Source organism: Falsiroseomonas selenitidurans, assembly GCF_012103215.1.
Taxonomy (GTDB): Bacteria; Pseudomonadota; Alphaproteobacteria; order Acetobacterales; family Acetobacteraceae; genus Falsiroseomonas; species Falsiroseomonas selenitidurans.
The window spans coordinates 59,351-85,091 of sequence record NZ_JAAVNE010000022.1 but is presented as its reverse complement, the minus strand read 5'-3'; the positions used below and the strand labels follow the sequence as shown (position 1 = coordinate 85,091).

The following is a 25,741-nucleotide window of genomic DNA, read 5'->3' as shown; positions in this document are numbered from 1 at the left end:
CCACCCGCACTCCGGCTTGCGCATGCGCTCGCCCCGTGAGTTCATCGCCCTGCAGTCAGCCAACCATGCCGCGTGTCCGGTTTGATGGGGGCCACTCCAGAGTGCCAGACGGCGCATCGCGTAACCTCAGTAGTTTCCGATCCTGCGCGGCAACAAGGCCAATGACCTAAGGTAGGCGAAGTTGCTCACAGCTACGTGAGCGCTGAGAGCATTTGCACGGTCTCTCAGGCGCAAGGGATGAGGCAGGCATTGGCCATTGATTCAGACGCCAACCCAGGTGACGCCGCAGTGGAACTGCAGCAGCAGGTCGAAGCCTGGGTCAACGAGGGTGGAAGCTGGGAGCGGAGAGGCGGCGTGCTGCGCGTGCTCGTCATCGAGGATGAGGTGATCATCGGCATGCTGCTCGAGCGGGTTCTCGCGGGCATGGGCCATGAGGTGATCAGTGTCGAGGACACGGAGGAGGGTGCGGTATCGTCTGCGGCCCGCGTCCGGCCTGGCCTGATTCTGGTGGATGAGCGCCTGCGCGCCGGCAGCGGCCACGGCGCCATCGAGCGGATCTTGCGCGATGGGTTCATCCCTCATGTCTGGATGAGCGGAGGCAGGGTCTTTCACACCAGTATGCCCGCTGGCGTGGCGGAACTCCAGAAGCCTTTCACCGATTTAGCGCTGGGCCTGGCCATCGCACAGGTCTGCGGCCGCGCTTCGCCGGTTGCGCCGGCCGGCTAAGCGGTGCGGCTTGGGCTGGATAAGGGTCGCCCGCGATGTTGACGCGGCAACCGGCCCCGCAGCGCCTCGCCGAGCGCCATTATAAGGACGACAAGCAGCCAGACGTCGTGCGGGTTAATTGCGTCGAACGGCGCAAGCTGTCGATCAGGAACCAGCGGCCAGATGACGAGGGTTACGATCGCGAAGACGAGGCCATCCTTCACCTCGGCGTCGGTCAGCGCGCCCTTCACGAAATCATGCATCGGCGCCTTCGCAGCAAAGACCACGGCGACAGCCGCCGCCAGCCCTGCGGCGAGCAGCGGTTCGGCCATGGCCAAGGCACCGAGCAGCGGCGCGATCAAGAGGCCAATCTCGGTCGTCAGCCCGTGATCCGTGTCATGGCTCCGGAGGTAGGACAGGGCGGTCAGCGCAATCATCCCGGCCAGGGCAACGGCCAACAGCACTGTCCCACCTAGGTGAGTAGCCACAGCACCGAGCAGGCTGGCTAGGGCGAATGTCCGAATGCCGGCCGGGCGCCGTGTCGGGCCCTCGCCCTTGCTGCGTTCCCGCTCCAGGCCGATCAGCAGCCCGATGCCCAGCGCGACCGCGAGATTGTACCAGGGCAGCGTCACGTCATCAGCCGCTTGCGCCAATGCGGCTTCAGGAATTCGAGGATGAGGATCGTGGCCAGCCCAGCCGCAACGGTCACCGCGAGATCGTCGGCGTGCAGGGGACCGAAGCGGAACATGCGCTGCGCGAAGGGCAGTGCCAACGTGACCCCGAGCATCACCGTCACCGCCAGCATCACCCAGCGAAGTGCTGCATTGCGCCGCCGAAAGGCTGTGACGATCGAGGCGCTGAAGGAGCGATTCACGAAGATCAGCCCGACGATACTGAGCACCAGAGCAAAGAACGTCAGCGACCGGACCTCCGCCTCCGGCATGCCGCGATCCAGCGCGACCACGTAGATGCCTGCCGTCAGCGCCAGCACGACGCCCCCCTGCAGCACGCTCCAACCCAGCAGCGAGGCGGAGAACAGCGGGGCCGCCGGATCGCGCGGCGGGCGCTGCATGATCCCCTCCTCCTCGGTCTCGGCTTCGAAGACCAGCGTGCAGACGGGGTCGATGACCATTTCGAGGAAGGCGATGTGCATAGGCCAGAGCAGGATCGGCAGGCCGAAGATCAACGGCAGCAACGCCAGCCCCGCAATCGGAATATGGATGGCGATGATGAAGCCCATCGATTTGCGTAGGTTGTCAAAAATCCGCCGCCCCAGGCGCACGGCCGCGACGATCGAGCCGAAGTCATCGTCCAGCAGCACCAGCGACGACGCCTCGCGCGCCACGTCGGTGCCGCGCCCGCCCATGGCGATGCCGATATGCGCGGCCTTGAGCGAGGGCGCGTCGTTCACGCCATCGCCGGTCATCGCGACGACCTCGCCGTCGGCCTTCAGGGCGGCGACGATGCGAAGCTTCTGCTCCGGCATGATCCGCGCAAAGACCGTGGTCTCGCGCGCCTTAGTCGCCAGGGTCGCGTCGTCCATGCTGGCGAGTGCATCACCCGTCACGACGATTTCGGCGTCCAGCCCCGCCTGGCGCGCGATGGCGGCGGCGGTGGCGGGGTAGTCGCCGGTGATCATGATGACGCGGATGCCGGCCGTGCGGCATTCGGCGACAGCCTCGGTCACGCCCGGGCGCAGCGGATCGGCCAGACCAACGAGTCCCAGCAGGCCGAAGGCGAAGCCGTCCTGTGTCTCCGGCCAGGCCTGCCCGTCCGGCGCGGCGCGGGCCACGGCCAGCACGCGCATGCCCTTGGCGGCCAGCGCCTCGGTCCGCGCGGTCAGTTCGGCGGTTGCGGCGGCGTCCAGGTGGCACAGCGTGGCAATAGCCTCAGGCGCGCCCTTGGCGGCGACGATGGTTTCCGTCCCCGACCGCCAGACATTCGTCATCGCCAGCAGGCCGGGCCGAAGCCCGTAGGTGTGCACGAGCTCCAGGGCGGGCGAAGGCAGTCCCTCGGCCACTGCATGGAAGGCCTTCTCCATCGGGTCGAAAGGCTGTGGCGCGCTGGCGAGTCGGCCGGTCTCAGCCAGCAGCGCAAACCCCGCCGGCAGCGCGTCACCCCGCGGCCGGAAGGCCGTGCCGTCGGGCAGGCACAGTTCTGCGACCGTCATGCGGTTCTGCGTCAGTGTGCCGGTCTTGTCGGTGCACAGCACCGTGGCGGAGCCGAGCGTCTCGATCGCAGCCGCGCGCCGCGTCAGCACCCGCGCCTTCGAGATCCGCCAGGCGCCCATCGCCATGAAGACGGTGAGCACCACGGGCAGCTCCTCCGGCAGCATCGACATGCCGATCGCGATGCCGGCCAGCAGCGCATCCAGCCAGCCGCCCCGCAAGGTGCCGTAGAGCACCACCGCCAGCACGCTGACGACGCCGCCGAAGATCGCGCAGAGCTTCACGAGCCGGCGCATCTGCGCCTGCAGACGTGGTGGCTCGGAATCGAGCGCACTGAGCGACTGCCCGATCCGACCGATCTCGCTGTGCGGGCCGGTCGCCGTCACCTCGGCAATGCCACTGCCCCTCACCACCAGCGAGCCCGAGAAGACATGCGGCAAATCGTCGCCGCCGGGACGCGCCGGGGGCGAAGCCGCGCTTGCCACCTTCCGCACCGGAACCGACTCTCCCGTCAGCAGCGATTCATCGGTCTGGAAGTCGCTGGCCTCGATCAGCCGGGCATCGGCCGGCACGCGGTCGCCCTCGGCCAGCACCACCAGGTCGCCGCGCACGACCTCGCGACCGGCAATGCGCTGGCGCTCGCCCCCGCGGATTACCAGCGCGCGCGGGCTGGTCAGGTCGCGCAGCGCCTCCAGCACCCGCTCGGTGCGGCTTTCCTGGACGACGGTGATCACGATGGAGAACAGCGCGAAGGCCAGAAGGATGAGGGCCTCTTCCGGACTACCGAGCAGCAGGTAGAGCACACCGCCGCCGAGCAGGAGCGCCAGCATGGGCTCGCGCAGCACCTCGAGCACGATCCGGAACGGCGTTCGCCGGCCGGTGCGCGCCAGCTCATTGGGGCCATCGGCCTTCAGACGGGAAGCGGCTTCCTGCTCACTGAGGCCGCTGCCAGTTGCCTCAGCGGTTGGTGCATCCAGCATGGCGGTTGTCCTTTTGGGCACCTGGTGCCGAATGCCCGCGGACCGAAGGAGGGCGGGGTCGCAGAGGTAGAACGCGCGGCCGGCGGGATCGGCCGAGGGTATCCCTGATCGATCGCATCAAGGCGCTCAACCGCCGGACGAAAAATGTTTCGACCATGGTCGTCCTATTCCCGGTCGCGGGCGTTGATCTGAGGCAAGGACGTTGGCCACCGGCCGCGCATATGTTGGGTCCGTGGAATGGCGACACCGGTCGGGCCAGCAAAAGGCTGCGCCCGGAGCCATACGCGATGAGGTGACCATGACGATCAAGGACATTGGCCCGAAGCCGCAATCTTTCGACATTGAGAACGCGACGAAGGAAAACCTGAACTACCGCTCCGTCGCATGGAGCGGGCGCTATCTGCAGGTAACGCTGATGTCGATCTCCGTTGGCGGCGACATCGGCCTCGAAGCGCATCCGGAGACGGATCAGTTCCTGCGCCTCGATGCTGGCCATGGCCACGTTCAGATGGGGCTGGCGAAGGACGATATGACCTTCGAGAAGGACGTATCGGACGGCTGGTGCGTCCTCGTGCCGGCCGGGACTTGGCACAACATCACCAACATCGGCACAACACCGATGCAGGTCTACGCCATCTACGCGCCCGCACATCACAAGCCCGGCAAAGTGCAGGCGACGTCGGCGGCGGCCGAGGCAGACCAGGACGACGCACCGGCCGCTTGGTCGGTACAAACCGGTCATGCTCTCGACAAACACGGGTGACGGCGCTCCAGCTCCTTTTCTATATCTGCGCCGCGCTGCTGGCTCAGCTCACGATCGGAATCGGCCTCGCAGCCTGGCGCTGGCGGCGCAATGCCACGTCGCCGACGACACTGCCTTTCGAGGCGGGGGCGATCGGTCAGGCCCTTGCCTGGCCGGGCTTGCGCGACTTCCGCGTGCTGCGGCGCCAGTTCGAGGACACGCTGCGGACGCAATGCTCCTTCCAACTTGCACCGGTGGATGGGGCGCCGCTGCCACCATTCCTGGCGGGCCAGTTTCTCACTTTCGCACTCGACATCCCCCAGCCCGCGGGCGGCGCAAGCCGGCCGATCACGCGATGCTATTCCCTCTCCGATGCACCGCGGCCGGACGCCTACCGCATCACGGTCAAGCGGGTGCCGTCGCCACCGAGCCGGCCGGATCTGCCACCGGGCGTTGCCTCCAACCACCTGCATGACCGGGTGAAGGAAGGCGACCTGCTTCGGGTTCGCGCGCCATCCGGTCGCTTCTTCATCGACGGTGATGCCGACGTGCCGGCGGTCTTCATCGCCGGCGGCATCGGCATCACGCCCATGATGAGCATGCTGACTTGGTGCCTGGCCCAGCAGCCCGGACGCGTCCTGCACCTCTACTACGGGCTGCGCCACGGCGGCGAACACGCCTTCAAGGCGCGCCTTGAGGCGCTGGCGGCCGAGCATCCTGCCTTTCACCTGAATGTGGTCTACAGCCAGCCAGCGCCCGGCGATGTCCTGGGAACGGACCATCAGCACGCGGGCTATGTCGACGTGGCGCTGCTGCGCCAGACGCTGCCGCATGGCCGTCACGCCTTCTACATCTGCGGCCCGCCACCGATGATGGCGATCCTGATTCCGGCCCTCCTGGAATGGGGCATCGCGCCGCAGGACATCCACCACGAGGCCTTCGGGCCGGCCTCCCTCGCCCCGGTGCAGGCCGCGTCCGGCGAAGCGGGGATAACCATTGCCACCGCTGTCGATATCCAGTTCCGCCGCTCCAGGCGCACTTTGGTCTGGGATGGACAGGATGCGAGCCTGCTAGACTTTACGGAACGTCACGGGATCGCGGTGGAGTCCGGCTGCCGGTCCGGCAGTTGCGGCAGTTGCGAGACCGCCATCGTGTCCGGCACCGTCCGTTATGCGGTGAAGCCGGACCATGACATGGCCCCTGGCCGCTGCCTGCTCTGCGTCGGCACGCCGGGCTCGGCGCTGGTACTCGACGCGTGACGGGCAGCCTGATCAACCGCGAAGTGCTGCCCTTCGTGCTGGCGCTCGCCGCACTGGCGGCCGCGGCGCTTCTCCTCGATCTCGTCCTGCATCTGGCCGACTTGGTCTGGATCGGCCGCTATCTGGGCATTCCCGGCACCGTGCTCATCCTGCTCTCGCTTCGCTATTCGCTGCGCAAGCGCAAGCTCATCACCACGGGCGATCCGGTGTCGCTGCTACGCCGGCATGAATGGATGGCCTGGGCCGGGTCGCTGCTGGTGCTCGTGCATGCCGGCATCCACTTCAACGCAATCCTCGCCTGGCTGGCGGTCTGGGCGATGCTCATCAACGTCGCCAGCGGGCTGACCGGCAAGTATCTGCTGGCCCGGTCGCGTCGCCGGATGGAGGCGAGCCGCCAGCAATTCCGAGACGAGGGGCTGCCCGCGGACGCCGTCGAGGAACGGCTCTATTGGGACAGCCTGACGTTCGACGTCATCAAGCAATGGCGCGTGGTGCATTTCCCGATCACGCTCGCCTTCGCCGTCCTGGCCTCGGCACACATCCTGAGTGTCTTCCTGTTCTGGGGGTGGCGATGAAGCGGCCCTGGATCATGCTGATCGTCGCGGCCAACCTGGCCGTGATTATCGCGCTCGCCTTCATCTACCCGCATCTGATGGTGAGTGCCGGACCACTGGTGCCAGCGCATGCGCAACTGGCGACGGATTGCTTCGCCTGTCACACGCCGCTGCTTGGGGCATCGGCAGGTCGTTGCATCACCTGCCACGCCGTCGCGGATATCGGCGTGCGCTCCACCACCGGTGTCGCCATGGTGCGGACCGGTCCGGCAGCGCGGACGCCGTTCCATCAACACCTCGTTGCGCAGAACTGCCTCGCTTGCCATAGCGACCATCAGGGGTCGCGGATCGGGCAAAGCACCCGCATGACGTTCTCGCATGCACTGCTGCAACCGGCGACGCAGGCGAGTTGCGCCACCTGCCATACGGCGCCAGCAAACAACCTACATCGCGGCCTGACCGCTGCTTGCTCGACCTGCCACAGCACCGAGCGCTGGAGGCCCGCCACCCTCGACCATACGCGCTTCTTTCAGTTGGACGGCGATCACAACGCGCCCTGCGCCACCTGCCATGTGAACAACGATACCAGCCGCTACACCTGCTACGGCTGCCATGAGCACCAGCAGGATCGCATCAGCGCCAGGCATTTGCGGGAGGGGATCCGCGACTTCCAGAACTGCGTGTCCTGCCATCGCAGCGCGCATGGTGAGCCGGAGCGCCCCGGGGGGCGCGATCGCCGTGATGGACGCAGCGGCCGGGAAAGGGACTGAAGCCACATGCCGCGCCTGCACCTCCACCCTGAACGTCACCTCGTCTCACGCATCGGCTGGCTGCGCGCGGCGGTGCTGGGCGCGAATGACGGCATTGTCTCGACCGCCAGCCTGATCGTGGGCGTCGCGGCTGCTGCAGCCACGCAGAGCGACATCCTGATCGCCGGCGTGGCCGGTCTGGTCGCTGGTGCGATGTCGATGGCGGCGGGCGAGTACGTGTCGGTCAGCTCCCAATCCGACACGGAACAGGCCGACCTGGCACGGGAAACCCAGGAGCTGCGCGACAACCCCGTCTTCGAGCATGAGGAGCTGGCAGACATCTATGTCCGCCGCGGCGTCGAGCGTGGGTTGGCGCTTCAGGTCGCCGCACAGCTGATGGCCAAGGACGCGCTTGGTGCCCATGCGCAGGATGAACTCGGGATGTCCGAGATCACCACCGCGCGGCCGATCCAGGCGGCACTGACCTCGGCGGCGACCTTCGCGGTTGGCGCCGCCATGCCCCTGCTGATGGTTGTCGTCGCACCGACCCACCTGCTCGTCTGGATCGTCTCGGGCGCCTCGCTTGCCTTCCTGGCCGTGCTGGGAGCCGTCGGGGCGCATGCGGGCGGGGCCAATGTGCTGCGCGCAACGGCGCGCGTGACATTTTGGGGTGCGCTGGCAATGGCATTGACAGCGGGCATTGGTGCGCTGTTCGGCACGGTGGTTTAGCCGCCGCGCTCAGCGCCGGGGTTGGAGATCAGCGCGGCCAACGGCGGTGAAGCTCGTCAATGACAAAGGCGTGGCTGTGGCGGAGCGTCCCTGTCCGATCCGGGCGCGCATCACCCAGATGCGCATGTTGGGCCCGCAGACGATCGTGGACGCGCTCTACCTCCTCCGCATCATCCCTTAGCCACAGAGCCGTAGCCGCGACCAGCCTCGCGGCGCCGATCCGCCCCGCCATCGGATATGCAAAGCTCTGCGGTACAGGGTAATCGTCAAAGCACGAGAACGCCGGCGTGCTTGGCCTTGAGCGTGCCGACGACCCGCAGCACGCCATCTGCGTTAATCGGCCCCGCGACCACTGCCTCGCCCGGCCCGCGTGCCACCTGGATGCTTTCCCCGGTCACCGGGCTTTCATCCAGTGCTGAGGTATCTTCCTCGATGGTGCCGTCGCAAGTCACCCGTTCGCCTGGCCGGACGAGCACCAGGTCGCCGATCGCCAGTTTGTCGGCGGGCAGTTGCTCGGTGGTGCCCGCGGGCCGCAGGCGGAGCGCCACGCGCGTCATAAGGTCGGCCAAAGCGCGGATACCGGTACCCGCGCACCACCTGGCCGAGCCGGCGCCCCTGCTCAGGCACCTGAAGGTGCCGCAGCCGGTGAGACTGGTCTCGTCATCGCCATCCCGGTAGGGACGCGGGTCACCCCGCGCCCCCCGGACGGATCCGTGTGTGCGCTGCTAACGCACTTGGCTCCCAGCTCGGGTGTTGGACGAGGAAGCGCTGTTGCGGCCAGGGGTGCCGGATTCCGACGGATGGCGCCAGCGGGCGGCGATCGGCTATATACGATGCCCTGGACCGAAGCGTCTGACTGCATCGGACGTGGGCGCATGCCAGAGAATTTCGTACCCGGGTTCCCATCGCTACACCATTCTCCCCCCTGTCTTCCCCGGGCGACCGGGCCCTGGTCCGGCGCAGATGCCGGCCATGGCCCGGCCTGTCGCGTCAGCCCCTTCGACGCCGGCGCAGGCCCAGCAGGCCGAGCAGGCCGGTGCCGAGGATGACCAGGGAGGCCGGCTCCGGCACCGCCACCGGGCCGAGCTGGCCCACCGTGATCTCGCGGACGGTGTTGTTGCCGTAGTCGCCAAGGAAGCTGGCGAGGCCGGTCGATAGGTCGATGCTGAACAGCCCCTGCGGACCCAGCCGGCCCACTGAATTCAGCAGGCTCGCATAGGCGATGCCGTCCTCGCCATCGATGTCGAAGGCCAAGCCGAAGCCCGTGCTCGGTCCGAACAGGTCGATGCCGAGTTCGCCGATCGTGCTGATCGTCCCCGCATTCGCCGGGTTGATGGTGACCAGCGCGGAGGTGGCGGCATCGATGGCATAGAGCGTGGTGGACGTGACCGTGCCCGGCCGCTGGTTGGTATAGGCCACCGCGGTGATGGTCGGGTTGACGCCGGCATTCGGGTCGCCGGCCGTGTAGCGCAGCGTGCCGTCGATGATGGTGGCGCCGGTGGTCGCGTTGACGCGCCGGTTCACGTCATTGGCCGTGGTGACGCGGATCGCATCCACCGCCGGGTTGAAGGAGAACCCGGCCTCGAACAGGCCGGCGGGGACCGGCACGCCCGGCCCGATGCTGGTCGCCGCGCCGGTCACCGTGTCCACCGTGTAGAGCCCGCCGGACTGGCCAAGCGCATAGAGCTGCCCGGTGGCGGGCCGGAAGTCGATGCCGCGGATCGTGTCGCTGCCGATGCCGGTGACTTCCAGCGTGGTGGTGAAGGTGTCCGGCGTTGCGGAATCGAAGCCCACCAGGGTGCGCGGCCCGACCACGCCGACGATGGGGCCGGCCTGGACCGGCGCGGCCAGCAGGGAAGCGCCCAGGAGGACGGAGAAGCCGAGGGCCGCGGGCAGCGGCCGTGGTGCGCGGTGCAGAACATTCATGCGGAAATCCTTTCCTTGTTCACGGCTCTGGATGACTGACAAAAAGATCCCCGCCATCCTTAAGCCATATCCGCACCTGCAACGCCCATGCCAATGACACAGTCCGATGATTTAAAACATAGTTGGATCATCTCTTCACCACATTGGCAGGGTTACCGACGATTCTTCTGTTCATTACTTGCTGTCTCATCGTTCCGGATGCAGTCTTCGGTCCTGACATTCGCGCGAGCGAGAGCCGCCTCGCTGGCTGCGCGTCGCCGCGCGGAGCGAAGGAAAGCCCGTTGCGGCGCGGGTCTTGCCGCCCCGTCCCGGATTCTATATCGGTCGCTTTATAACGCCCCGCGCCACCCCCGCCGGCCCCGGCGATGCCCGGCGGCAAGGAGCACCGACATGGCCCGCCAGCTTTATGAACTCTGCGGCCAGGACCCCGCCCGGGTCTTCAGCCCCTATTGCTGGCGCGCCCGCATGGCACTGCTGCACAAGGGGCTCGATTTCGCCAGCGTGCCCTGGCGCTTCACCGAGACCGAGCGGCTGGCCTTCGCGCAGCACGACAAGGTGCCGGTGCTGGTGGATGGCGACCAGGTGATCCCGGATTCCTGGGCCATTGCCCGGCACCTGGACGCGGCCTACCCGGCCACGCCGAGCCTGCTGCACGGCCGGCCGGAAGCCTATGCCTTCGTCATCGGCTGGAACGACACGGTGCTGGCCGCGGGGATCAGCCGCCTCATCGTCTCGGACATCCCGAAGCTGCTGGACCCGCCGCAGCGCGACTATTTCGAAACGACGCGCACGAGGCGCTTCGGCATGCCGCTGGAGCAGGTGACGGCAGGGCGGGAGGAGCGCCTGCCCGCCTTCCGCGCCACGCTGCAGCCGCTGCGCGCGGCGCTGGCCGGCCAGCCCTTCCTGGGCGGCGCGGCGCCGGACTACGCGGATTTCGTTGTCTTCGGCAGCTTCATGTGGGCGCGCAGCACCAGCCCGCTGCGGCTGCTGGAGCCGGAGGATGCCATCTGGGCCTGGCGCGAACGGATGCTCGACCATGCCGGTGGCGCCGCCCGGCAAGCCCCCTGCTTCGGCGCCTGAGGAGAAACCGCATGCACCACGCCGCCAAACTCGCCGCCGGCGCCGCCTTCCCCGACATCCGCACCCCCCGCCTCGGCGGCGGGGAGGTGGCGCCCGCCGCGCTGGCCGGCTGGCGGCTGCTGGTGGTCTATCGCGGCCGGCACTGCCCGCTGTGCAAGCCCTACCTCTCGAAGCTGGAGGCGCTACAGGCCACCTTCGCCGCCGCCGGGGTGCAGGTGATGGCGATTTCCGCCGACCCGGCGGAAAAGGCCGCGGCCGACCAGGCGGAATTCGGCTGGACCTTCCCGCTGGGCCACGATCTGTCCGTGGCGCAGATGCGGGCATTGGGCCTCTATGTCTCCACCCCGCGCTCGGCGCAGGAGACGGACCGGCCGTTCAGCGAGCCGGGGCTGTTCCTGATCAACCCGGATGGTGCGCTGCAGGTGGTGGATATCTCCAACGCCCCCTGGGCGCGGCCGGAGCTGGACGCGGTGGCGCGCGGCGTGCAGCGCATCCAGGCAGTCGGCTACCCGATCCGCGGCACGCTGTGAGCGTCGCCCTCGCCGGCATCCGTGCCTGCGTCTTCGACGCCTATGGCACGCTGTTCGATTTCGGCAGCGCCGCCGCCGGCTGCGCCGCGTCGCTCGGCGACAAGGCGGCGCCGCTGACGGCGCTGTGGCGCGACCGGCAGTTGCAGTATTCCTGGTTGCGCGCCCTGCAGGGCCGCTACGTGCCCTTCTGGCAGGTGACCGGGGAGGCGCTGGACCATGCGCTGGCGGTGCTGGGCCTGGCGCAGGATGCGGCGCTGCGGGCGCGGCTGATGGATCTGTATTTCAGCCTCGGCGCCTATCCGGAGGTGCCGGCCCTGCTGCGTGATCTGCGCCAGGCCGGCTACGCCACCGCCATCCTGTCCAACGGCTCGCCGGACATGCTGGCAGCCGCGGTGCGCGGCGCGGGGCTGGAGGCGGCCTTCGACGCCGTGCTCTCGGTCGATGCGGTGGCCAGCTTCAAGCCAGATCCGCGCGTCTACCAGCTGGCGCCGGACCGGCTGGGCGTGGCGCCGGGGGCGATCGCCTTCGTCTCCGCCAATGCCTGGGACGCGCATGCGGCGGCGGCCTTCGGCTTCCGCGCCATCTGGTGCAACCGCACCGGCCAGCCGGCGGAACGCCTGCCCGGCACGCCGAGCGCCGAGATCCGCACCCTGTCCGAATTGCCGGGGCTGCTCGCCCGCGGCTGATCAGTGCAGCCAGCGCGGCGCCGAGAGGCACGGCGCGCGCAAGGCCAGCGGCGCCAGGCCGATGGCCAGGAGCTGGCCGGCGAAGCGCCGGGCGCCGCGCAACGCCGGGCCGATCGCCTCGCCCGGCAGCCAATCCCCCAGCACGCCCAGCGCGCCGAGTTCGTCGTTGCGCTGCAGGGCGGCAAGCAGGTCGACCAGCGCGGCCTCGTCGGCGCCGACGCCCGGGCAGTGGCAGCAGCGCACATCGAGGTTGCGCCGGGCGCCGCGCGCCAGCACCGACATCAGCAGGTCGAAGCCGATCAGCCCCACCGGTGCGAGGCCGGCCGCCGCCAGCACACCGCGCCAATCCGGATGCGGCTGGCCGGGGGCGCGGTGGGGTGCCGCCCAGGCGCGCATCGCCACCACCACCAGGCGTTCCGCGCGCGCCAGGGACTGCATCGGAACCTCGCCCTCCGCCGGCTGGTGGAAGGGGTCGCAGGGTTGGTGGTGCATGCCGGGTCCTTTGCGTGGCGGGTCGCGACGGGCGAGCCAGCATGGCGCCGGCGCCGATCAATTGCGAGTCATTCTCAATTAAAGCCCCCGCACCCCACCGCAACCCTGCCCCGCGGGAAATCAGGACCGCCAGCATCCCCTTTGTGTTGACTCTGCGAATGATTCGCATTTGCATAACACATCGTTACCACCCTTGGGGGAGTTCCTGCCATGTCACCCGCCGACCACCGGCGGCCTGGTCCTGCCAGGCTGCGATGGCTGCTGGCCGCCTGCCTGGCCGCGCCCACCGCGCCGGCCCTGGCCCAGGCCCAACCAGAAGCCCCGCCCGCCGCCGAGGGCGAAATCCGCCTGCCCGCCCTGACCCTGCTGCCGCCGGTCAACACCACCGGCCTGCGCAACGAGCGCCGGCTGATGGACACGCACGCCACCGTCGACGTCATCTCCGGCGCCGAGCTGGACCGGCAGATGGCGCGCAATGCGGAAGATGTGTTCCGCTACACCCCCGGCGTCACGGTCAACCGGCAGACCACCGGCACGGATCCCTTCGGCAGCCTTGGCGGCATCACCGTCCGCGGCGTCGGCGGCAACCGCGTGCTGACGCTGGTGGACGGCTTCCGCACCATCGAACGCATCACCGACAACACGCGCGACGTGGTCGACCCCTGGAACCTCAGCCGGGTGGAGGTGGTGCGCGGACCCGGCTCCGTGCTCTACGGCGCCGATGCGCTGGGCGGCGTGGTGAACTACCTCAACCGCAACCCGGCGGACTACATCCGCGCCGGCAATGTCTGGGGCGGCGAGGCCAGCACCAGCTTCTCCTCGCTCGACAACAGCCTGCAAAGCCGCCTGACCGTCGCGGCGCGGGCCGAGGAATTCTCGGCCATGTTCTCCTACCAGCGGCGCGATGCCAGTGAGCCCTCGCGCAACAATTCCCGCTCCCCCGACGGCATCTGGGACTGCACGCGCAACCTGTCCTCCGGCGCCACGCCCTGCAACCGCTTCAACCCCACCGACATCGCGGCCGACAACTACTTCGCCCGCCTGGTCTGGGACCCGCTGGGCAACCTGCGCATCCGGTTCACCGCGGACGTGCTGCAGCGCGCGACCGATGTGGACCAGCGCTACGACCTCGGCCCCACCTCCGCCACCAGCGGCATCACCAACCTCGACTACCAGCGGCGCCAGGCAATCAGCCGCGGCCTGTTCTCCACCAATGTGGAATGGCGGCCGGAGTATGGCTGGCTGGACGGCGTGCGGGCGATGATCGGCTACCAGCCGCAGGAGATCGAGCGCACCGGCGCGCGGCTGCGGCAGATCGCCAACGGCCAGCGCACCGTCACCCAGGACAGCCTGACCTATTCGGAGAACGTGCTGCAGGGTGAATTGCAGCTCAGCTCCAGCCTCAACCTGCTCGGGGCGCGCCACGTCTTCACCTACGGCCTCGCCGGCAGCACGACGGAAACGGATTACGAGCGCCAGGACATCACCACCAACCTGAACACCGGCGCCCGCACGGTGACGCGTGCCAGCGGCTTCAACTTCGCCAATGCCGACACACGCCGGCTGGATGGCTTCGTGCAGGACGAGATCACGCTGTTCGGCGGCCGGCTGACCGTGGTGCCCGGGCTGCGCTATGCCACCACGCGCATCAGCCCGCGCCCGGATGCCGACTACAAGGCCTCGCCCGGCGCCGAGCCGCGGACGCAGGAGGACGGCAACCTCGCGCTCGGCCTCGGCGCGATCTGGCGCCTGGACGAGATCTTCTCGCTCTATGCGAATTACGGCGAGGGCTTCAAGCAGCCGACGGCGGAGCAGCTCTATACCTCGCTGCCCGGCACCACCTTCAACCTGGTGCCCAACCCCAGCCTGCGGCCGGAGGAGGTGCGCAGCATGGAAGGCGGCATCCGCCTGCAGCTGCCCAACGCCTATGCCAGCCTCGGCGTGTTCCGCGCGGACTATACCGACTTCATCCAGAGCCTGGTGCAGATTCCCGGCACGGTCGACTACACCTACCAGAACCTCAGCGAGGTGACGGTGCAGGGCGTGGAATTCGCCGGCGCCTGGCGCTTCGCCCGCGAATGGACGCTGAACGGCAGCGCGTCCTGGCAGGAGGGCACGCAGGTGGCGAGCCCGGGTGCGGCACGCACCGCCTTCGACGGCGCCCGGCCGCTGACCGCGGTCCTGGGCGTGACCTGGGACAACCCGGCGCTGCGCACCAGCGTGACGCTGAACGGCACCTATGCGGCGGAGGTGACGGAGGCCAGCAGCGCCACCCTGTACCAGCCGAAATCCTACCAGGTCTTCGACATGCTCGCCTCCTGGCGGCCGTTGCCGAACCTGGAGCTGAACGGCGGCGTCTTCAACCTGACGGATGCGCGCTACATGCCGCTGGCGCCCGGCGGCACCAGCTACACCGAAGCCGCCTACACCAGCAGTGCCACCAAGGCGGCGAACCCGATCGAACTGCAGGTGGCGCCCGGCCGCACCTTCCGCCTGGGCGCGAGGTTCACCTGGTAGACCCGGCTCACCGGGTGGATTGAGCCGCCCGGCACCACACCGCGTCGTCCCCGTAGCCGAAGCGGGGACGGCGTTCGGGCCAGGCGAAGCGGTCCGCCACGGCCAGCCGGCGCACCGGATCATACTGCGCCGGCACCACCAGCCACTGCCATTGCAGCGCCCGGTCAAGCACCCGCGCCGTGGTCTGCAGCGCCGCGCGATCCGGCGCCGCGACCAGCCGGTCCAGCAGCGCATCCACCCGCGCATCGCGCAGGCCCGAGAGGTTGCCGCCGCCCGGCCGGTCGGCCGCGCTGGACCATAAGGTGCGCTGCTCCGCCCCCGGCCATTCCGGCGGGATGGTGAAGCGCACCACCAGATCGAAGTCGCGCGCACGGGTGCGGGCCGAGAAGGTCGCCGCATCCACCACCTCGAAGCGCGGCGCGATGCCGATGCGCCGCAGGGCGCGGAACCAGACTCCGAGCAGCGCCTGTTGCGCATTGCTCTGCGCCAGGACCGAGAGGGTGAAGGGCCTTCCATCCGTGTGCCGCACCAGCACGCCATCGGCCTCCCGCGGTGCCCAGCCGGCCGCCTCCAGCAGCGCCAGCGCCTGCTCCAGCCTGGCCCGGTCGCGGCCGCTGCCGTCGCTGGCCGGCGGCTGCCAGGCGCGCGCGAAGGCTTCGGCCGGGAACAGGCCGGGGAATTCGGCCATCAGCGCGCGTTCCGCGGCATCGGGCGGCAGGGTGGCGGCCAGGTCCGCGTTCTGGAAGAAGCTCGCGGTGCGGCGGAAGGCGCCGTGGAACAGCGCCGCATTGGCCCATTCGAAATCCAGCAGCAGCGCCAGCGCCTGGCGCACGCGCGGATCGGCGAAGCGCGGCTGGCGCAGGTTGAAGGCGAAGCCGTTCATGCCGGTGATGAACCAGTGCGGCTGTTCGATGCGCTGCACCCGGCCGTCCCGCACCGGTGGCAGGTCGTAGGCGGTGGACCAGCGGCGCGCGTCGCGTTCCACCATCCAGTCCGCGCGCCCGGCCATCAGCGCCTCGAAGGCGGCGATGCGGTCGCGGTACCAGCGCTGCTCGATGCGATCGAAATTGTGCCGGCCGCGCGCCGTCGGCAGGTCGCGTCCCCACCAGCCGGGATCGCGCTGGAAGGCCACCGACCGGCCCGGCTCCACCGCATCGACGCGATAGGGGCCGGAGCCCACCGGGATCTCCATGGTCAGCGTGTCGAAGTCCCGGCCCTGCCACACATGGCGCGGCAGCACGTGCAGCCCGCCGAGGTCGAGCGCACCGCGCCGCGCATCGCCCGGCGGCAGGGCCAGGCTGACGCGGCGAGGGCCTTCCACCACCGGGTCCGCCGCTTCCAGCATCCGGCGGTGGTGCGGTCTGCCGTGGCGCGCCAGCGTTGCCACGGTGAAGGCCACATCCTCCGCCGTCACCGGGCGGCCATCCTGGAAGCGGGCTTCGGCGCGCAGGGTGAAGCGCACGCGGCGCGCCGGCTCGTCGATCTCCACCCGCTCGGCCAGATGCGCGTAGGCGACGCTGGCTTCATCGGGCGAGGACGCCAGCAGCGTGGCATAGACCCATTCCCACACCCCCATCACGAAGCGGCCGCGCAGGGTGAAGGGGTTCAGCGTGTCGAAGGTGCCCGATTGCACCATGCGCAGCGTGCAGCCCTTCGGCGCGTCCGGCCGGACATGCGGGAAGTGGGTGAATCCGGGCGGCAGCGCCGGTTCGCCATGCGCGGCGATCGCATCCGAACGCGCCGGCGGCGCGGTGGCGTCCGCGGGCGCCATCTGTCCACCGGCCGGGGCGGCCAGCACCAGGGGGAGGAGAAGGCCGGGAAGGCCGTATATGCAATTGCGAGTCATTCGCATATAAAGGCGCCACCGGAGCGCCCCGTCCAGATGTCCCTTGCCCGCTACGTCCTGCACCGCCTGCTGCTGGTGCCCCCCACCCTGCTGGCGATCGTCGCGCTGAACTTCGCCGTGGCGCAGATGGCCCCCGGCGGGCCCGTGGAGCACCTCCTCGCCACCCTGCAGGGCGAGGTGCAGGACGCGGCGGAACGCAGCCAGGGCGCCGCCGCGCTGGAAGGGCCAAGCGCCGAATCGGCCCTGCGCTACCGCGGCAGCGAGGGCATGGACCCGCGGCTGGTGGCGGAGATCGAGCGGCAGTTCGGCTTCGACCGGCCAGCGCATGAACGCTTCCTGCTGATGCTCGGCCGGCTGCTGCGCTTCGACCTCGGCACCTCCCTGTTCCTGGACCGGCCGGTGGCGGCGCTGCTGTGGGAAAGGCTGCCGGTGTCGCTTTCGCTCGGCCTCTGGTCCACGCTGCTGACCTATCTGCTCGCCGTGCCGCTGGGCATCGCGCTGGCGTTGCGCCGCGGCGGGCGTTTCGACCGCGCGGCCACCCTCGTCACCGTCATCGCCCATGCCATCCCCGCCATGGTGATTGCGGTGGTGCTGCTGGTGCTGTTCGCCGGTGGCCGCTTCTGGCAGGTCTTCCCGCCCGGCGGCCTGGTCTCCGAGGGTTGGCAGGACATGGCATGGCCGGCACGGATCGCCGACTGGCTGTGGCATCTCTGCCTGCCGGTCGCCGCCATGGTGATCGCCGGCTTCTCCTCCCTCGCGCTGCTGACGCGCAACCTGTTCCTGGAGGAGATCGGCAAGACCTATGTGCTGCTGGCCCGCGCCAAGGGGCTGGCGCCGCGCCGCGTGCTGTTCGGCCATGTCTTCCGCAACGCCATGCTGATCGTCATCGCCGGCCTGCCGGGCGCGCTGCTGGGCATGCTGCTCGGCGGCGGCGTGCTGATCGAGGCGCTGTTCGGCCTGCAGGGCCTCGGCCTGCTCGGCATCGATGCGGCGCTGTCGCGCGACTTTCCCGTGATCTTCGGCACGCTGTGGCTGGCCACGCTGCTCGGCCTGCTGCTGCACCTGGCGTCGGACCTGCTGTATGTCGCCGTCGATCCGCGCATCGGCTTCGAGGCGCGCCGTGGCTGAGCCGGTGCGGGTCTGGCGCAGCCGGCCGGCCATCGCGCTGGCCCTGCTGGTGGCGCTGGTGGCGCCGGCCGAATTCATCGCCAATGACCGGCCGGTGCTGCTGTGGCGCGACGGTGCGCTCTCCTCCCCCGCCCTGTCCCGCCCGACGGAGCGGCAGCTGGGCGGCACGCTGCCGATCCCGGCGGATTTCCAGGACCCGGCGGTGCAGGCGCTGCTGGACCGCCAGGGCGCCTGGCAGCTCTGGCCGCCCATCCCGCATGCGCCGGACAGCATCGCCCCCGGCATGCCGCGCCCCGCCCCGGCGCCACCCTATGCGCGGCACTGGCTGGGCACGGACGACCAGGGGCGGGACGTGCTGGCGCGGCTGGTCTGGGGGCTGCGCCTGTCGCTCGGCTTCGGCGCGCTGGTCTCCGCCGGCGCGGTGCTGCTCGGCCTGCTGCTGGGCGCCTGGCAGGGGTGGCGGGGCGGGCTGGTGGACCTGGTGGTGCAGCGCCTGACGGAGATCTGGTCCGGCGTGCCGCTGTTCTTCCTGCTGCTGATCCTGGCCAGCGCCATCGCGCCCAACATCTGGGTGCTGGCGGCGCTGATGGGGCTGTTCTTCTGGATGGGCATCGCCGGCGTCACCCGCGCCGAGTTCCTGCGCCTGCGCGGCCAGGATTTCGTCCGTGCCGCCACCGCCATGGGCGCGCCCGCCTGGCGCATCATGGCGGTCCACATCCTGCCCAACGCCCTGGCGCCCACCTTGTCCATGGCGCCTTTCCTGGCCGCCGGCGCCATCACCACCCTGGCCGGGCTGGACCTGCTCGGCCTCGGCCTGATGCCCGGCACACCCTCACTGGGGGAGGCGCTGGCGCAGGCGCGCAACAACCTGCACGCGCCCTGGCTGGCCGGCGCCGCGTTGGCCGCGCTGGGCGGGCTGCTGCTGGTGCTCACCCTGCTGGGCCAGCGGCTGCGCGATGCGATGGACCCGCGCCTGGCCCCGCCGCGCCGCGTGCTGGACCCCCACCCCCTGCCCGACCCCACCCCCGGCGCGGTGCTGGAGGTGCGCGGGCTGGAGCTGGATTTCGGCGCCCACCGGGCGCTGCGCGGCGTGGACCTCGTCATCCGCCGGGGCGAGGCGGTGGCGCTGCTGGGCGATTCCGGCTCCGGCAAGTCGGTCACCGCGCTGGCCGTCTGCGGCCTGCCGCCGCCCCAGGCCAGCCGCATCGCCGGCGCCATCCGCCTCGCCGGGGCGGAGATGCTGGGCGCGCCCGAGCCGCGGCGCCGCGCCCTGCTGCGCGATCGCATCGGCCTGGTGTTCCAGGAACCCGGCGCCGCGCTGAACCCCCTGCAGCCGGTGCTGCGCCAGGTGGTGCAAGCCGCCGCCACCGCCGGGCTCGGCCGCGCCGCTGCCCGGGCCCACGCCGCCGCGCTGCTCGACATGGTCGGCCTGCCGGACCCGCTGGCGCGGCCGCGCGCCCTGCCGCACCAGTTCTCCGGCGGGCAGTTGCAGCGCGCGGTCATCGCCATGGCCATCGCCCGCGCGCCGGACCTGCTGATCGCGGATGAGCCCACCGCCTCCCTCGATGCGGATCTGCGCGGCACGCTGCTGGCGCTGCTGGACGATCTGCGGCGGCGGCTGGGCATGGCGCTGCTGCTGATCACGCATGACGTGGATGCGGCACGCGCCGTCGCCGGGCGCATCCTGGTGATGCAGGAAGGCCGCATCGTGGCGGAGGTGCCGGCGGCGGCGCTGGGCCAGACCACCGCGCCCGCCCTGCGCCGGCTGCTGGACCCGCCATCCGCCCCGCCCCGCCCGCCCGGCCCGCCGGGCGCCGCCGGTGCGCCGCTGCTGCGCGCCCAGGGGCTGACCGTGCGCTACCCCGGCGCCACCCGTCCGGCGATCGCCGGCATCGACCTGGTGCTGCATCGTGGCCGGACGCTGGCCGTCACCGGCCCCTCCGGCTGCGGCAAGACGACGCTGGCGCTGGCGCTGCTGCGGCTGCTGCCGGTGGAGGGCACGGTGCGGCTGGACGGCCGCCCCCTGCCGCCCGGCCGCGCCTGGCGGCGGCGGATGCAGGTGGTGTTCCAGAACCCGGCCACCAGCCTCTCCCCCCGCCTGCGCGTCGGCGCGCTGCTGGCGGAACCGCTGCGCCTGCACCTGCCGCATCTGACCGCCGCCGCCCGCACCCAGCGCATCGCCGCCGCCCTGGCAGAGGTGGGGCTGGACCCCGCGCTGGCCGCGCGCCACCCCGCGGCGCTGTCCGGCGGCCAGCGGCAACGCGTCGCCATCGCCCGGGCGCTGATCGCCGGGCCGGACATCCTGCTGCTGGACGAGCCGACCTCCGCGCTCGACCGCAGCGTGGAGGCCGAGGTGGTGGCGCTGCTGGCCCGGCTGCAGGCGGCGCGCGGCTTCGCCTGCCTGCTGGTGACGCATGACCGCCGCCTGGTCACCGCGCTGGCCGATGCCGAGCTGCGCCTGTCGGCCGGCCGCATCATTGGCCACCGCCTGCTGCATCCCCCCATCCCGGAGACCGTGACATGACCGAGACAGACCTGCCCGCCCGCTTCCTGCTGACCGCGAGCGCCGCCCAGGCCGCCGCCCTGCTGCCGGCGCTCGGCCGCGTCATGCTCGGCCTGAATCGGGCCGGCGCCACGCATGAACGCATCGGCGTGGTGGAGCACGCGCGGGCGGAGGACGGCTACCTCCACATCGGCGGCGCGGCGCAGGATGCACGGCTCGACCTCGCGCCGGTGGCGCGGCTGGTGGCGGACCGCAGCAGCGTGATGCGCGGCAAGGTCTATCCGCGCATCGAGTTCCAGGCCGAGGATGGCAGCGTGCTGCTCTCCGTCACCGGGATGGAAGGCGCGGAACCGTTCGACGCCGAGCTGCGCGACTGGGCCGGCACGCCGCAGGACGCCCCGCCCCGCCCCGCCGCGCCCACCGAACCCAATGCGGCGCCGGTGCCGCAGGATGCCGGCGGCGCCGCCCTGGCGGCGCTGTGCGACAGCGGCGGGGAGGTGGAGATCCGCCTCGGCACCGGCGTGGCGCAGCAGGGCTGGCGCGGCCGGATCGAGGCGGTGAAGCCCGCCATGGGCTTCGCCAACATCATCCGCCCCGATTTCCACCTGCACCTGCGCGACGGCAGCGTGCCCGCGCTGCGCGCCACGCCGGAGGGTTTCGTGGCGCTGGACGCGGCGGGCGAGCCAACCGGCCTGGTGCTGCGCCCGCTGGACGCGGCGGCGGCGGCGGCGCTGGCCGGGCTGGCCTGACCTTGCGCGGCCCCGCCTGGCTGCACCGGTGGTGGCGGGACGGCTTCGTGCTGCTGCGCGGCCTGCCGCGCCGCCGGGCGGATGCGCTGCTGGCGCTGCTCGGCCGCGTCGCCCGGCGCGCGCCGGGCGCGGCGGAGCGGCGGCGCTGGGTGATGGAATCGGACCTGCCGGCGGCGCGGCGCGGCGCGCCCCTACCGCCCGGCCGCGACGCGGTCTTCATCCTGGGGGAGCCGGAGCGGCTCTCGCCGCTGTTCCTGCAGGCCGCAGCCGCGCCGCTGGCGGCCATCGCGCCGGCGCTCGGCACCAAGCGGCCGGTGTTCCACTTCGCCAATGTCACCCAGAAGGCGCCAGGCTTCGGCAGCGGCATCGCCTGGCACCGGGATTTTCCCAACCGCTACATCACCACGCGGCGCGGCCGCTTCCTGCGGGCGCTGCTGTGCCTGGAGGCGATGGGGCCCGGCAATGGCGGCACCGCGCTGCGGCCCGGCTCGCAGCGCGGCGCCGGGCGCGCCTCCATCGTGCCGCGCTGCCCGGCGGGGGCCATGCTGCTGCTGCATCCGCGGCTGCTGCATGGCGGCGCGCCCAACCGCGGCAGCCGACCACGCCGGCTGCTGGTGGCGCAATGGGGCCGGCCGGACGACCCGCCCCTGGGTCCGGAACGGGAAGCCTGGACCGGTCGCCGCTTCAGGCCTCCGCCGGCGCCGTGATGGTCTGCAGCACGTCGAACCCCTCGAATTGCGGCGGGCCCAGCGTCTGCGGCTTGCTCTGCCCGGCACCGCCATGCGCGGCGCGGAACTGCATGGACTTCGTCCAGGCCTCGAAAGCCTCCCGCGTCGCCCAGACCGTGAAGGAGGAATACAGGATGTGGTCCTCCGCCTGCGGGCCCTTCAGCAGGTGGAAGGTGACGAAGCCCGGCACTTCGTGCAGGCGGCTGTCACGGGTCAGCCAGCGCTGCTCGAAGGCCTCGGCCTCGCTGGGAATGACGCGGAATCGGTTGGCGGCGACGAACATGCCTCAGGCTCCTTGCGCTGGCCGCTCCGCATATTGCGAATCGTTCGCAGCTACAAGATGACCGTGTTGGACCCCGGAGACGCCGCATGACCTTCCCGCACCCCCGCGCCACCTGGCTGGACCCCGCCACCGGCGCGCAACGCGAGGCGGCGGCGCTGCTGCGCGACATGGCCGGCCGCCAGGCCGTGCTGCTGGGCGAGACGCATGACAGCGCGGAGATCCACCGCTGGCAGTTGCAGGTGGCCACCTGCCTGCACCTGCTGCGCCCGGACCTGCAGATGGGGTTCGAGATGTTCCCGCGTCGGGTGCAGCCGGTGCTGGATGCATGGGTCGCCGGCAGCCTGTCCACCGCAGCTTTCCTGGAGCAGGTCGACTGGCCGGCGGTCTGGGGCTTCCCGCCGGAGATCTACCTGCCGCTGTTCCACTTCTGCCGGCAGCAGGCGGTACCCATGCTGGCGTTGAATTGCGACCGCCCGCTGGTGACCCGCATCGGCCGCGATGGCTGGGCGGCCGTGCCGGCGGCGGAGCGCGAAGGGCTGACGCCCGCCGCCGCCGCCACCCCCGGCCACCGCGCCCATCTCGGCCGCCTGACCAACCGCCCGGAGACGGAGGTGACGGACCGCTTCCTGCGCGCCCAGCAGGTGTGGGACCGCGCCTTCGCCTGCCGCATCGCAGGCGCCATCGCGGCGGCGGAGCAGGCCGGTCGGCGCAGCCCGCTGGTGGTGGGCATCATCGGCCGCGGCCACCTGGAATTCGGCCACGGCACGCCGCACCAGCTGCGCGACCTGGGCATCACCGACACTGCCGTGCTGCTGCCGACCGAGGCGGCGCAACACGACCCGTCGGCGATCCGGGGCATCGGCGCGGCGCTGTTCCGGCTGGACCGGCCGGAGCCACCGGCGGTGCGCATGGTCACGCGCTAGAGGGCGGCGGGTCTTCGCCCTCGCCGGGCTCGGCGCCGCGTTCCGGCTTCAGCGGCGTCAGCAGGTACAGCGTGATGGCCGCGGCCGCACAGACCGCGACGGCGACATGGTAGCTGCCCAGCGCCACGGCCGCGCCGATGGTGCCCGTGGCCCAGATGCTGGCGGCCGTCGCCGTGCCGCGCACCTCCGCCCCGCCCTTCAGGATGGCGCCGGCGCCGATGAAGCCGATGCCCGTGATCACGCCTTCCATGATCCGCGCCATCGCCTCCGGGCTGCCGCCCATGGTGGGTTCCGCCGCCTGCACGAAGCCGCAACTGGCCACCGCCACCAGCGGGAAGGTGCGCAGCCCGGCGCTGTTGGATTCCCGTTCCCGGTTCCAGCCGATGATGAAGGCCAGCACATAGGCGATGCCGAGGTCTCGCAGGTGCGGCCCATAGCCCGCGGCCAGATCCGCCAGCCAGCCTGTCATCGTCGCCGTCTCCACACTGCATCCTTCCATCTGCAGGAACCCGCCGGCATCGCTTCGGTTGCATCCCGTTGCACGTCCCGCTCTGGCGCGACGCGGGCGGAGGCGTTGCCCCGGGCTGCCCGGCTTCGCGCCCGCCTCCCAGCTCAGCACACCGGCCTCGCGCGGGGTCGGGGCGGCGGCACGTGCTGGCTGGCGGCAGGGGGCTTGGCGTAGCGGCTGGATTTTCGAACATGCTTGCTTGATCGAACATCCACCCCTAGCATCGGCGCATCGAGAGGATGTGCCGTGCCCCCACGCCCCCTTCCCCGGCCCGCCGAGAACGATGCGGTACTGGTCAGCCAGGATGTGCTCTCCCGCCTCAAGGGCGACATCCTGGACGGCCATTTCGCGCCCGGCGCGCGGCTGCGCTTCGCCGAGTTGCAGCGCCTGTACGGCGCCGGCATCGGCACGCTGCGCGAAGCCCTGTCGCACCTGCTGCCGGAAGGGCTGGTGGAGCTGGACGCCAATCGCGGCTTCCGCGTCGCCGCCATCTCCGCCGAGGATCTGCGCGACGTCTCCGACCTGCATGTCGAGTTCGAGCAGCGCGCCATCGTGCAATCCGTGCGCCATGGCGGGGAGGCCTGGGAATCCGGCCTGGTGCTGGCCTTCCACCGCCTGGCGCGGATCGAGCGCCTGACGCGCGAGGAACGCAAGCAGCGCAGCAGCGAATGGCTGGCCGCGCACCGGGACTTCCACCGCGCCTTGGTCGCCGCCTGCCCGTCCCGCTGGCTGCTGCGGCTGCGGGCGCAGACCTTCGACCACATGGAACGCTACCGCCTGGTGTCGCAGCGCCACCGCCCGCTGGGCCCTTCGAAGCGCGCGGAGCATGAGGCGATCCAGGCCGCGGCGCTGGCCCGCAAGGCGGAGCTGGCCGGCGAGCTGCTGGCCGCGCATCTGCGCGAAACCACGGAAACGGTGCTGCGCCACGCACCGCAATTCATGCCGCCGCCGCCGGGCTAGCACGGCGGCAGACGGCGGGGAGGAAACGACAACATGCCAGAGCCCATCATCAAGATCCACGACCTGGCCTGGATCCGCCTGGGCGCGCCGGACCTCGACCAGGCGGAGGGCTTCCTGACCGATTTCGGCCTGCTGCGGCAGGTGCGGACCGATGACGCGCTGTACATGCGCGGCACCGGGGAAGCGCAGCACATCCACATCACCGAACGCGGCCCGGACCGCGTGCTGGCCATCGGTTTCCTGGCGGAGAGCGAGGCCGACCTGCACCGCCTGGCACGCGAGGCTGCCGGCGCCTCGGGCGTGGAGCCGCTGAACCAGCCGGGTGGCGGCAAGCGCGTGCGGCTGAAGGAACACAACGGCTTCACCATCGAGGTGGTGCACGGCACGCCCACCGTGGCGAAGCTGCCGGAACGCCACAGCGTGATGAACACCGGCGCGGCGCGCGAACGCCTGGGCGAGTTCCAGCGCATCACGCCACGGCCTTGCCAGGTGAAGCGCATCGGCCATGCCGTGCTCAGCACGCCGGACATCGAGGGCTCCGTCGCCTGGGCGCAGCTTCATCTCGGCTTCGTGGTGTCCGAGCACGTGCATGCGGAGGACGACCCGGACCTGCTGCTGGCCAGCTTCAACCGCGCCGATCGCGGCGAGGAATTCGTCGACCACCACATCATGATGTTCGGCCGCCACCACCGCGCCGGCCTCAACCACGTGTCCTTCGAGGTGCAGGACATCGACGACCTGCATGCCGGGCATGACTGGCTGAAGGCGCAGGGCCGGCAGCATCTGTGGGGCATCGGCCGGCACCTGCTGGGCAGCCAGATCTTCGACTACTGGAAGGACCCCTGGGGCCGGGTGCATGAGCATTGGACGGACACCGACGTGCTGAACGCCGCCATGGCGCCGCGGAAGGTGCCGAAAAGCGAAGGGCTGCGCAGCCAATGGGGCCCGCAGGCGCCCCAGGAGTTCCGCGAAGCCGCCAGCGTCTGACCACCACCC

At 70.8% G+C, this 25,741-nt stretch carries 25 protein-coding genes; 17 read left to right on the top strand and 8 right to left on the bottom strand.

Annotated features, from left to right (window positions below):
• The first annotated feature begins 237 nt into the window (after nucleotides 1–237).
• Nucleotides 238–726: a response regulator gene (locus tag HEQ75_RS14765; protein ID WP_168031884.1), complete on the top strand. Its 489-nt coding sequence runs from the start codon at nucleotides 238–240 to the stop codon at nucleotides 724–726.
• On the opposite strand, the gene HEQ75_RS14760 is transcribed toward HEQ75_RS14765, so the two are convergent.
• Nucleotides 723–1,337: an MgtC/SapB family protein gene (locus HEQ75_RS14760; protein WP_168031882.1), complete on the bottom strand. Its 615-nt coding sequence runs from the start codon at nucleotides 1,335–1,337 to the stop codon at nucleotides 723–725. The two genes, HEQ75_RS14765 and HEQ75_RS14760, sit on opposite strands and share 4 nt — an antisense overlap.
• Entirely contained in the window at nucleotides 1,334–3,853 is a 2,520-nt protein-coding gene (locus tag HEQ75_RS14755) for a cation-translocating P-type ATPase (protein ID WP_168031880.1), read from the bottom strand. Before HEQ75_RS14755 ends, HEQ75_RS14760 begins: the two co-directional genes overlap by 4 nt.
• A gap of 298 nt (nucleotides 3,854–4,151) precedes the next feature.
• Here HEQ75_RS14755 and HEQ75_RS14750 point away from each other — a divergent pair, with 298 nt between their 5' ends.
• From HEQ75_RS14750 to HEQ75_RS14730, 5 genes are read left to right on the top strand one after another with little or no spacing between them, the layout of a single operon-like run.
• Nucleotides 4,152–4,616, top strand: a complete 465-nt coding sequence (locus HEQ75_RS14750; protein WP_168031878.1) for a cupin domain-containing protein — start codon at nucleotides 4,152–4,154, stop codon at nucleotides 4,614–4,616.
• On the top strand, nucleotides 4,613–5,854 hold the full coding sequence (locus tag HEQ75_RS28800; RefSeq protein WP_168031876.1) for a 2Fe-2S iron-sulfur cluster-binding protein: 1,242 nt from the start codon (nucleotides 4,613–4,615) through the stop codon (nucleotides 5,852–5,854). Before HEQ75_RS14750 ends, HEQ75_RS28800 begins: the two co-directional genes overlap by 4 nt.
• Nucleotides 5,851–6,429 carry a hypothetical protein gene (locus HEQ75_RS14740; RefSeq protein ID WP_168031874.1) on the top strand — a complete coding sequence of 193 codons (579 nt, stop codon included), beginning with the start codon at nucleotides 5,851–5,853 and terminating at the stop codon, nucleotides 6,427–6,429. Before HEQ75_RS28800 ends, HEQ75_RS14740 begins: the two co-directional genes overlap by 4 nt.
• Nucleotides 6,430–6,443: 14 nt before the next feature.
• On the top strand, nucleotides 6,444–7,178 hold the full coding sequence (locus HEQ75_RS14735) for a hypothetical protein (RefSeq protein ID WP_209318569.1): 735 nt from the start codon (nucleotides 6,444–6,446) through the stop codon (nucleotides 7,176–7,178).
• Between the two features lie 6 nt (nucleotides 7,179–7,184).
• Nucleotides 7,185–7,886 carry a VIT1/CCC1 transporter family protein gene (locus tag HEQ75_RS14730; RefSeq protein ID WP_168031870.1) on the top strand — a complete coding sequence of 234 codons (702 nt, stop codon included), beginning with the start codon at nucleotides 7,185–7,187 and terminating at the stop codon, nucleotides 7,884–7,886.
• 266 nt (nucleotides 7,887–8,152) lie between these two features.
• Here the strand turns inward: HEQ75_RS14730 and HEQ75_RS14725 are convergent, their stop codons facing one another.
• Together HEQ75_RS14725 and HEQ75_RS14720 are read right to left on the bottom strand one after the other, a co-directional pair.
• Entirely contained in the window at nucleotides 8,153–8,434 is a 282-nt protein-coding gene (locus HEQ75_RS14725) for a P-type ATPase (RefSeq protein WP_328734007.1), read from the bottom strand.
• Between the two features lie 442 nt (nucleotides 8,435–8,876).
• Nucleotides 8,877–9,812 (bottom strand): DUF4394 domain-containing protein, encoded by a 936-nt coding sequence (locus HEQ75_RS14720; RefSeq protein WP_168031868.1) that lies wholly within the window; start codon nucleotides 9,810–9,812, stop codon nucleotides 8,877–8,879.
• A gap of 390 nt (nucleotides 9,813–10,202) precedes the next feature.
• On the opposite strand from HEQ75_RS14720, the gene HEQ75_RS14715 reads away from it, so the two are divergent.
• The 3 genes from HEQ75_RS14715 to HEQ75_RS27885 are packed head-to-tail and all read left to right on the top strand — an operon-like array spanning nucleotide 10,203 to nucleotide 12,108.
• Nucleotides 10,203–10,892 (top strand): glutathione S-transferase family protein, encoded by a 690-nt coding sequence (locus tag HEQ75_RS14715; protein WP_168031866.1) that lies wholly within the window; start codon nucleotides 10,203–10,205, stop codon nucleotides 10,890–10,892.
• 11 nt (nucleotides 10,893–10,903) lie between these two features.
• On the top strand, nucleotides 10,904–11,422 hold the full coding sequence (locus tag HEQ75_RS27890; protein ID WP_209318568.1) for a peroxiredoxin family protein: 519 nt from the start codon (nucleotides 10,904–10,906) through the stop codon (nucleotides 11,420–11,422).
• Nucleotides 11,419–12,108, top strand: coding sequence for a haloacid dehalogenase type II (locus HEQ75_RS27885; RefSeq protein WP_328734005.1), 690 nt, complete (start codon nucleotides 11,419–11,421; stop codon nucleotides 12,106–12,108). Before HEQ75_RS27890 ends, HEQ75_RS27885 begins: the two co-directional genes overlap by 4 nt.
• On the opposite strand, the gene HEQ75_RS14705 is transcribed toward HEQ75_RS27885, so the two are convergent.
• Nucleotides 12,109–12,600 (bottom strand): hypothetical protein, encoded by a 492-nt coding sequence (locus tag HEQ75_RS14705; RefSeq protein ID WP_168031862.1) that lies wholly within the window; start codon nucleotides 12,598–12,600, stop codon nucleotides 12,109–12,111. It lies immediately after the preceding gene.
• A gap of 210 nt (nucleotides 12,601–12,810) precedes the next feature.
• Here HEQ75_RS14705 and HEQ75_RS14700 point away from each other — a divergent pair, with 210 nt between their 5' ends.
• Nucleotides 12,811–15,117 (top strand): TonB-dependent hemoglobin/transferrin/lactoferrin family receptor, encoded by a 2,307-nt coding sequence (locus HEQ75_RS14700; protein ID WP_168031860.1) that lies wholly within the window; start codon nucleotides 12,811–12,813, stop codon nucleotides 15,115–15,117.
• 7 nt (nucleotides 15,118–15,124) lie between these two features.
• On the opposite strand, the gene HEQ75_RS14695 is transcribed toward HEQ75_RS14700, so the two are convergent.
• Complete coding sequence (locus HEQ75_RS14695) at nucleotides 15,125–16,888, bottom strand: extracellular solute-binding protein (protein ID WP_168031858.1); 1,764 nt, start codon at nucleotides 16,886–16,888, stop codon at nucleotides 15,125–15,127.
• Nucleotides 16,889–16,999: 111 nt separating this feature from the next.
• Between HEQ75_RS14695 and HEQ75_RS14690 the strand changes: the two genes are divergently transcribed.
• The 4 genes from HEQ75_RS14690 to HEQ75_RS14675 are packed head-to-tail and all read left to right on the top strand — an operon-like array spanning nucleotide 17,000 to nucleotide 22,050.
• Nucleotides 17,000–18,091 carry an ABC transporter permease subunit gene (locus tag HEQ75_RS14690; RefSeq protein WP_168031856.1) on the top strand — a complete coding sequence of 364 codons (1,092 nt, stop codon included), beginning with the start codon at nucleotides 17,000–17,002 and terminating at the stop codon, nucleotides 18,089–18,091.
• Nucleotides 18,084–20,615 carry an ATP-binding cassette domain-containing protein gene (locus HEQ75_RS14685; RefSeq protein ID WP_209318567.1) on the top strand — a complete coding sequence of 844 codons (2,532 nt, stop codon included), beginning with the start codon at nucleotides 18,084–18,086 and terminating at the stop codon, nucleotides 20,613–20,615. The genes HEQ75_RS14690 and HEQ75_RS14685 overlap by 8 nt, the downstream gene beginning before the upstream one ends.
• Nucleotides 20,612–21,343, top strand: a complete 732-nt coding sequence (locus HEQ75_RS14680) for a hypothetical protein (RefSeq protein WP_168031843.1) — start codon at nucleotides 20,612–20,614, stop codon at nucleotides 21,341–21,343. The genes HEQ75_RS14685 and HEQ75_RS14680 overlap by 4 nt, the downstream gene beginning before the upstream one ends.
• 2 nt (nucleotides 21,344–21,345) lie before the next feature.
• Nucleotides 21,346–22,050, top strand: a complete 705-nt coding sequence (locus HEQ75_RS14675) for a phytanoyl-CoA dioxygenase family protein (protein ID WP_168031841.1) — start codon at nucleotides 21,346–21,348, stop codon at nucleotides 22,048–22,050.
• Here the strand turns inward: HEQ75_RS14675 and HEQ75_RS14670 are convergent.
• Entirely contained in the window at nucleotides 22,028–22,354 is a 327-nt protein-coding gene (locus HEQ75_RS14670) for an antibiotic biosynthesis monooxygenase family protein (protein WP_168031839.1), read from the bottom strand. The genes HEQ75_RS14675 and HEQ75_RS14670 overlap by 23 nt on opposite strands.
• An 86-nt stretch (nucleotides 22,355–22,440) precedes the next feature.
• Between HEQ75_RS14670 and HEQ75_RS14665 the strand changes: the two genes are divergently transcribed.
• Nucleotides 22,441–23,277 (top strand): ChaN family lipoprotein, encoded by an 837-nt coding sequence (locus HEQ75_RS14665; protein ID WP_168031837.1) that lies wholly within the window; start codon nucleotides 22,441–22,443, stop codon nucleotides 23,275–23,277.
• Here the strand turns inward: HEQ75_RS14665 and HEQ75_RS14660 are convergent.
• Entirely contained in the window at nucleotides 23,267–23,776 is a 510-nt protein-coding gene (locus HEQ75_RS14660) for an MgtC/SapB family protein (protein WP_209318566.1), read from the bottom strand. The two genes, HEQ75_RS14665 and HEQ75_RS14660, sit on opposite strands and share 11 nt — an antisense overlap.
• A gap of 255 nt (nucleotides 23,777–24,031) precedes the next feature.
• Between HEQ75_RS14660 and HEQ75_RS14655 the strand changes: the two genes are divergently transcribed.
• Both HEQ75_RS14655 and HEQ75_RS14650 read left to right on the top strand, forming a co-directional pair.
• Entirely contained in the window at nucleotides 24,032–24,745 is a 714-nt protein-coding gene (locus HEQ75_RS14655; protein ID WP_168031835.1) for a GntR family transcriptional regulator, read from the top strand.
• Between the two features lie 33 nt (nucleotides 24,746–24,778).
• The gene (locus HEQ75_RS14650) at nucleotides 24,779–25,732 is read left to right on the top strand and encodes a VOC family protein (RefSeq protein WP_168031833.1); all 954 of its coding nucleotides are present in this window, start codon (nucleotides 24,779–24,781) and stop codon (nucleotides 25,730–25,732) included.
• Nucleotides 25,733–25,741: the final 9 nt, after the last annotated feature.

What these genes read in the sequence shown, in the direction of transcription:
- HEQ75_RS14665 (WP_168031837.1), top strand. Translation starts at nt 22,441, where the DNA reads ATGACCTTCCCGCACCCCCGCGCCACCTGGCTGGACCCCGCCACCGGC.
- HEQ75_RS14650 (WP_168031833.1), top strand. Translation starts at nt 24,779, where the DNA reads ATGCCAGAGCCCATCATCAAGATCCACGACCTGGCCTGGATCCGCCTG.
- HEQ75_RS14680 (WP_168031843.1), top strand. Translation starts at nt 20,612, where the DNA reads ATGACCGAGACAGACCTGCCCGCCCGCTTCCTGCTGACCGCGAGCGCC.
- HEQ75_RS14700 (WP_168031860.1), top strand. Translation starts at nt 12,811, where the DNA reads ATGTCACCCGCCGACCACCGGCGGCCTGGTCCTGCCAGGCTGCGATGG.
- HEQ75_RS14705 (WP_168031862.1), bottom strand. Translation starts at nt 12,600, where the DNA reads ATGCACCACCAACCCTGCGACCCCTTCCACCAGCCGGCGGAGGGCGAG.
- HEQ75_RS14670 (WP_168031839.1), bottom strand. Translation starts at nt 22,354, where the DNA reads ATGTTCGTCGCCGCCAACCGATTCCGCGTCATTCCCAGCGAGGCCGAG.
- HEQ75_RS14720 (WP_168031868.1), bottom strand. Translation starts at nt 9,812, where the DNA reads ATGAATGTTCTGCACCGCGCACCACGGCCGCTGCCCGCGGCCCTCGGC.
- HEQ75_RS27890 (WP_209318568.1), top strand. Translation starts at nt 10,904, where the DNA reads ATGCACCACGCCGCCAAACTCGCCGCCGGCGCCGCCTTCCCCGACATC.
- HEQ75_RS14750 (WP_168031878.1), top strand. Translation starts at nt 4,152, where the DNA reads ATGACGATCAAGGACATTGGCCCGAAGCCGCAATCTTTCGACATTGAG.
- HEQ75_RS14690 (WP_168031856.1), top strand. Translation starts at nt 17,000, where the DNA reads ATGTCCCTTGCCCGCTACGTCCTGCACCGCCTGCTGCTGGTGCCCCCC.
- HEQ75_RS14730 (WP_168031870.1), top strand. Translation starts at nt 7,185, where the DNA reads ATGCCGCGCCTGCACCTCCACCCTGAACGTCACCTCGTCTCACGCATC.
- HEQ75_RS14735 (WP_209318569.1), top strand. Translation starts at nt 6,444, where the DNA reads ATGCTGATCGTCGCGGCCAACCTGGCCGTGATTATCGCGCTCGCCTTC.
- HEQ75_RS14765 (WP_168031884.1), top strand. Translation starts at nt 238, where the DNA reads ATGAGGCAGGCATTGGCCATTGATTCAGACGCCAACCCAGGTGACGCC.
- HEQ75_RS14660 (WP_209318566.1), bottom strand. Translation starts at nt 23,776, where the DNA reads ATGGAAGGATGCAGTGTGGAGACGGCGACGATGACAGGCTGGCTGGCG.
- HEQ75_RS14715 (WP_168031866.1), top strand. Translation starts at nt 10,203, where the DNA reads ATGGCCCGCCAGCTTTATGAACTCTGCGGCCAGGACCCCGCCCGGGTC.
- HEQ75_RS14755 (WP_168031880.1), bottom strand. Translation starts at nt 3,853, where the DNA reads ATGCTGGATGCACCAACCGCTGAGGCAACTGGCAGCGGCCTCAGTGAG.
- HEQ75_RS14695 (WP_168031858.1), bottom strand. Translation starts at nt 16,888, where the DNA reads ATGGCGCCCGCGGACGCCACCGCGCCGCCGGCGCGTTCGGATGCGATC.